Source organism: Streptomyces hainanensis (genome assembly GCF_004348415.1).
GTDB classification, from domain to species: domain Bacteria; phylum Actinomycetota; class Actinomycetes; order Streptomycetales; family Streptomycetaceae; genus Streptomyces; species Streptomyces hainanensis.
The window spans coordinates 1-5718 of sequence record NZ_SMKI01000474.1 but is presented as its reverse complement, the minus strand read 5'-3'; the positions used below and the strand labels follow the sequence as shown (position 1 = coordinate 5718).

Annotated in this window: 5 protein-coding genes; 1 reads left to right on the top strand and 4 read right to left on the bottom strand. The window is 72.6% G+C overall.

From position 1 onward, the window contains the following. The 4 genes from E1283_RS30410 to E1283_RS30395 all read right to left on the bottom strand — a co-directional run. On the bottom strand, positions 1-1436 hold a 1436-nt coding region (locus E1283_RS30410), incomplete at its 3' end, for a hemolysin family protein (protein ID WP_132821395.1). Then, on the bottom strand, positions 1433-1930 hold the full coding sequence (gene ybeY, locus E1283_RS30405; RefSeq protein ID WP_132821394.1) for an rRNA maturation RNase YbeY: 498 nt from the start codon (positions 1928-1930) through the stop codon (positions 1433-1435). The genes E1283_RS30410 and ybeY, both read right to left, overlap by 4 nt. 12 nt (positions 1931-1942) lie before the next feature. Further along, positions 1943-2956, bottom strand: a complete 1014-nt coding sequence (locus E1283_RS30400) for a PhoH family protein (RefSeq protein ID WP_132821393.1) — start codon at positions 2954-2956, stop codon at positions 1943-1945. Positions 2957-3141: 185 nt separating this feature from the next. Next, a complete protein-coding gene (locus E1283_RS30395) occupies positions 3142-4305 on the bottom strand; it encodes a carbohydrate kinase family protein (RefSeq protein WP_132821392.1) in 1164 nt (387 codons plus the stop codon). 50 nt (positions 4306-4355) lie between these two features. Here E1283_RS30395 and E1283_RS30390 point away from each other — a divergent pair, with 50 nt between their 5' ends. Continuing rightward, positions 4356-5699: a family 4 glycosyl hydrolase gene (locus tag E1283_RS30390; RefSeq protein WP_132821391.1), complete on the top strand. Its 1344-nt coding sequence runs from the start codon at positions 4356-4358 to the stop codon at positions 5697-5699. Positions 5700-5718 lie beyond the last annotated feature (19 nt).

Sequence of the window (5718 nt, the reverse complement as noted above, 5' to 3'; positions counted from 1 at the left end):
TGGTCACTCACCCGCGAGAACAGCGCCAACGCCTCCTTGCGGGCGCCGAGCCTCGCCAGACAGACAGCATGCCAGTACTCACTGACAAGCGTGTTGGGGTGGTCGGCTCCGAGATGCGCCCGGTCCGGCGCCGGCGGGGGGTGGACGGGTTGGACGAGGACCCGGTCGATACGGTTGCGGCGGCCCACCGGAGGTTCCGCCGTCAGCCGCAGCGCGCTCGGGAGCTGTTGTTCCTCCCTCGTGGCCTGCTCGGGCGTCACCGAGACCTCGGCGCTCGCGCCGGCGATCGGCACGCGGCCGAGGGCCTTGGCGAGCAGGCCGCCGACCGTCTCGACGTCCTCGTCGTCGAGCCGCAGCCCGTACAGCTCGCCGAGCGCGCCGAGGTCGAGGCGGGCGGTGACGCGGTGGATGTCGTCGCCCAGGTCCTCGACGGGCGGCAGCTCGGTGTCGTACTCGTCGGTGATCTCGCCGACGATCTCCTCGAGGATGTCCTCGATGGTGACCAGGCCGGCCGTGCCGCCGTACTCGTCGATGACGACCGCCACGTGGATGTGGTCCTGCTGCATCTCCCGCAGCAGGTCGCCCGCGTTCTTCGTGTCGGGCACGAAGGTGGCGGGCCGCATCAGCGTCTCGACGAGCTCCACCTCGGCCTCCCGCTTGATGTGCACCGCGCGGGACAGGTCCTTGAGGTAGACGACGCCGACGATGTCGTCGTCGCTCTCGTCGGTGACCGGGATCCGGGAGAAGCCGGAGCGCAGCGCCAGCGCCAGGCCCTGGCGGATGGTCTTGTGGCGGTCTATCGAGATCAGGTCGGTGCGCGGGACCATCACCTCGCGCACCAGGGTGTCGCCGAGTTCGAAGACGGAGTGCACCATGCGGCGTTCCTCGTCCTCGATCAGGGACTCCCGCTCCGCCAGGTCCACCATGGCCCGCAGCTCGGCCTCGGAGGCGAACGGGCCGCGGCGGAAGCCCTTGCCGGGGGTCAGCGCGTTGCCCAGCAGGATCAGCAGCTGGGTGACGGGGCCGAGGACCCGGCCGAGCGGGATCAGCACGTAGGCGGCGGCGGTGGTGGTGGTCAGCGGGTGCTGGCGGCCGATGGTGCGCGGTGAGACGCCGATGGCGACGAAGGACAGCAGCACCATCACGCCGAACGCGACGGCCAGTGCCTGCCATATCCGGTCGAACTCCTGGAGGCAGGCGTAGGCCACCAGGACGGCGGCCGCCATCTCGCTGCACACGCGCAGCAGCAGGGCCAGGTTGAGGTAGCGGGTGGGGTCGGCGGCGAGGACGGCGAGCCGGGCGGCGCCCCGGCGGCCGGCGCGCTTGGCCTCCTCGGCGCGGAAGCTGGTGACGACGGCCAGGCCGGCCTCCGCGCAGGAGGACAGCCAGGCCAGCGCCAGCAGGCCGATGACGGAGAGCAGTGTGGTCGTGGTCATGTCGTGGTGGGGGCCGGGGAGGGGCCGGTCAGGCCGTGCTCGGCACGCCAGCCGTCGACGATGGCCTTCTGGAGACCGAACATCTCCACCTTCTCGTCGGGCTCCTCGTGGTCGTAGCCGAGGAGGTGCAGCACGCCGTGCACGGTGAGGAGTTGGAGCTCCGCGTCCATGGAGTGCCCGGTGGGGGCGGCGGCGCCCTGTCGGATCGCCACCTGGGGGCAGAGCACGACGTCCCCCAGGAGGCCCTGCACGGGCTCCTCGTCGTCCTTGATCGGCGGGCGGAGCTCGTCCATCGGGAAGGACATCACGTCGGTGGGGCCCGGCAGGTCCATCCACTGGAGGTGGAGCTGCTCCATGGCGGCCTCGTCGACCGCGATCACCGACAGTTCGGAGAGCGGGTGGATGCGCATTCTCGCCAGGGCGTACCTGGCGATGTCGAGAACGGCCCGTTCGTCGATCTCCAGGCCGGACTCGTTGTTGACCTCGATCGCCATGATCCGCTGCGGCTACTTTCCGTTCCGGTCGTCGAAGCGTTCATAGGCGTCCACGATGCGGCCGACCAGCTTGTGGCGGACCACGTCCTGGCTGGTGAGCCGGGAGAAGTGGACGTCTTCGACGCCGTCCAGGATCTCCTGGACCTGACGGAGGCCGCTCTTCGTGCTGCCGGGCAGGTCGACCTGGGTGACGTCGCCGGTGATCACGATCTTGGATTCGAAGCCGAGCCGGGTGAGGAACATCTTCATCTGCTCGGGGTTCGTGTTCTGCGCCTCGTCCAGGATGATGAACGCGTCGTTGAGCGTGCGGCCGCGCATGTAGGCGAGCGGGGCGACCTCGATGGTGCCGGCACTGAGCAGCCGCGGGATGGAGTCGGGGTCGAGCATGTCGTGCAGGGCGTCGTAGAGCGGCCGCAGGTAGGGGTCGATCTTCTCGTAGAGCGTGCCGGGCAGGAAGCCGAGCCGCTCGCCGGCCTCGACGGCTGGCCGGGTGAGGATGATCCGGCTGACCCGCTTGGACTGGAGCGCCTGCACCGCCTTGGCCATGGCCAGGTACGTCTTGCCGGTGCCGGCGGGGCCGATACCGAAGACGATGGTGTGCTGGTCGATGGCGTCGACGTAACGCTTCTGGTTGAGCGTCTTGGGGCGGATCGTCTTGCCGCGGTTGGACAGGATGTTCTGGGTCAGCACCTGGGCCGGGCTGGCGCCGCCGTCGCCCTCGGCACCGCGCAGCATGGCGATGGAGCGTTCGACGGCGTCCTCGGTGAGCGGCTGGCCGGTGCGCAGCACCAGCATCATCTCGTCGAAGAGGCGCTGCACGAGGTGGACTTCGGCCTCGTCGCCGGTGGCGCGGATCTCGTTGCCCCGGACGTGGATGTCGATGGCGGGGAACGCCTTCTCGATGACGCGCAGCAGCGCGTCTCCGGAGCCCAGGACCGTGACCATCGGGTGCTTCGCCGGCACGGTGAACCGGGCGGTAGCCTCGGCGGCTCGGGCCGCCGGCTGGTGTGTGGGTGTCTGCGTCATGGGTGGCCGCTAGCCGGCCTGCTCATCCCTCTCTGAACTGACAGCGGTGCGGTACGGGACTTCCGAAGGCCAGGGTACGACGCCGGGCCGGCGTATCCCCAGGAAATTACCCAGTGCGATCGGCCCTGTTCGTCATGGTCTTGACAGCGGGGCCGTGCTGGTCCTGACAGGGTGCTCACGGGCCCTCACCCACGGAAGCCGAGGGTGGGCACGGCGCGGCGGCGCGGCCAGGTGGGGGCGGGCCCCGGCAGCAGTTCCGAGAGGAACGCGTAGCGGCGGAGCTCGGGGGCGAGCCGGCGGAACGGCGGGGTGAGCGCGTGGACGCGCCGCCACCAGGCGGCCACCTCGCCCCAGCCGGGCGCCGAGAGCGAGCCGCCGAACTCCTGGACCGACAGGGCGGCCGTGAGCCCGGCGAGCGCCAGCCGGTCGGCCAGCGGCCAGCCGGCCAGGGTGCCGGTGACGAAGCCGGCCACGAAGACGTCTCCGGCGCCGGTGGTGTCCAGCGCCTCCACGACGATGGCGGGCACCTCTGCCGTCTCGCCGGTGCGCCCGTCGGCCGCGTAGGCGCCCTCGGCGCCCATGGTGACGACGGCCAGCGGCACCCGCTCGGTCAGGGCGCGGGCGGCGGCCCTCGGGCACTCGGTGCCGGTGTAGCGCATCGCCTCGGCGGCGTTGGGCAGGAACGCCTCGCAGTGCGCCAGGTCGGGCAGTTCGGCCAGCTCCCACGCCCCGGTGTCGTCCCAGCCGACGTCCGCGAAGACCAGGGCGCCGGCGGCCGCCGCCTCAGCGATCCAGCCCTGCGGCTGCCCGGGCCGCAGCGAGGCGACGCAGGAACGGGCGCGGGGTGGCGGCGGCACGGCCGGGACGACGGGCGGCGCGGCCTCGTCGATGGGCGGGCCGGTCGGCGGGCCCCAGGGCGGTGGCGCCTCGTGGCCGTGCGAGACCATGGTGCGCTCGCCCTCGTAGGCCATGGACACGGTGACCGGGGAGTGCCAGCCGGGGACGGTGCGGGAGCGGGAGAGGTCGATGCCCTCGCCGCGCTCCAACGTCTCCCAGCAGTACTCGCCGTACTTGTCGTCGCCGAAGGCGGCGGCGAGCGAGGTGCGCAACCCGAGCCTGGCGAGCGCGGTGGCCATGTTGGCCACCCCGCCGGGACTCGACCCCATGCCGCGCGCCCAGGACTCGGTGCCGCGGACGGGCGCCGACTCGAGACCGGTGAAGACGATGTCGAGGAAGACCGTGCCGGTGAGGTACACGTCGTAGTCGGGGTCGGTCGGGGCACGCCGCCCGGCAAGGGGGTCGAACGCGCTGGCCGGCCGGGGCTGGCTGTTCTCGTTCACGTGCGTCACGCTGTGCTCCCGGGCATGGTGGCCTTCTCCTCTACGGTACGTTCCGGGCCATGAGGCTCACGATCATCGGCGGCGGCGGATTCCGCGTTCCCCTGGTATACCGGGCACTACTGACAGTCAGTCCGGGCGATACACCCGATCGTGTGAGTGACCGCCCTTCCGAGGTGACGCTGTTCGACTCGGACCCGGTGCGGGCCGGGGCGATCGCCTCGGTGCTCGCGGCGCAGGCCGCGGGGGTCCGGGACGCCCCCGTGGTGCGGATCGCCACCGACCTCGACGACGCGCTGCGCGGCGCCGACTTCGTGTTCTGCGCGATGCGGGTGGGTGGCACGGCCGGCCGGGTGCGGGACGAGCGGGTGCCGCTCGCCGAGGGCGTGCTCGGCCAGGAGACGGTGGGCGCCGGCGGCGTGCTCTACGGGCTGCGGACGGTGCCGGTGGCGCTGCGGATCGCGGACCGGATGCGGGCGGTCGCCCCCGACGCCTGGCTGATCAACTTCACCAACCCGGCCGGAATGGTGACGGAGGCCATGGCCAGCAGGCTGGGGCACCGGGTGATCGGCATCTGCGACTCCCCCGTCGGCCTCGTGCGGCGCGCGGCCCGGGCGGCCGGGGCCGACCCGGCGGCCGTCGGCTACGGCTACGTCGGGCTCAACCACCTCGGCTGGCTCTCGTCGTTGACGCTGCGCGGCCGCGACCTGCTGCCCGGACTGCTCGCCGACGACGCGGCGCTCGCCTCGTTCGAGGAGGGCCGGCTCTTCGGCGCGGACTGGCTGCGGTCGCTCGGCGCCCTGCCCAACGAGTACCTGCACTACTACTACGGGGCCCGCGAGACGCTGGCCGCGGCCCGCGAGGCGGCGGAGACCAGGGGCGAGTTCCTCGACCGGCAGCAGGGCGCGTTCTTCGAGGAGGCGGCGCGGGCCGCCCCCGAGCAGGCGCTGGCGGCGTGGGAGCGCACGCGGCTGGAGCGCGAGGAGACGTACGGCGCGGAGGCCCGCGCGGCCAGCGGCGGCGGCGAGCGCGACAGCTGCGACCTGGAGGGCGGCGGCTACGAGCGGGTCGCCCTCGACCTGATGCGGGCCATCGCCGGCGACCGCCGCACCCGGCTGATCCTGAACGTCCGCAACGGCGGCTCGGTGCCGGCGCTGCCGGACGACGCGATCATCGAGACGGTCTGCGAGGTGGACGCGCACGGGGCCCACCCGGTGCCGTGCGTGCTGCCGGGGCTCGCCGAGATCGGCCTGATGCTGCAGGTCAAGGCCGTCGAACGGGCCACGATCGAGGCGGCGACGACGCGGTCCCGCGCGGCGGCCGTCCGGGCGCTGGCGCTTCACCCGCTGGTCGACTCGACGGGGGTGGCGTCACGGATCGTGTCCGCCGCGGGCTGGCCGTCCTGAGGGTTTGCCCCCACCCACC

Bases quoted from the DNA above. Each gene is read 5' to 3' on its own strand.
- ybeY (WP_132821394.1), bottom strand. From the start codon at position 1,930: ATGGCGATCGAGGTCAACAACGAGTCCGGCCTGGAGATCGACGAACGG.
- E1283_RS30400 (WP_132821393.1), bottom strand. From the start codon at position 2,956: ATGACGCAGACACCCACACACCAGCCGGCGGCCCGAGCCGCCGAGGCT.
- E1283_RS30390 (WP_132821391.1), top strand. From the start codon at position 4,356: ATGAGGCTCACGATCATCGGCGGCGGCGGATTCCGCGTTCCCCTGGTA.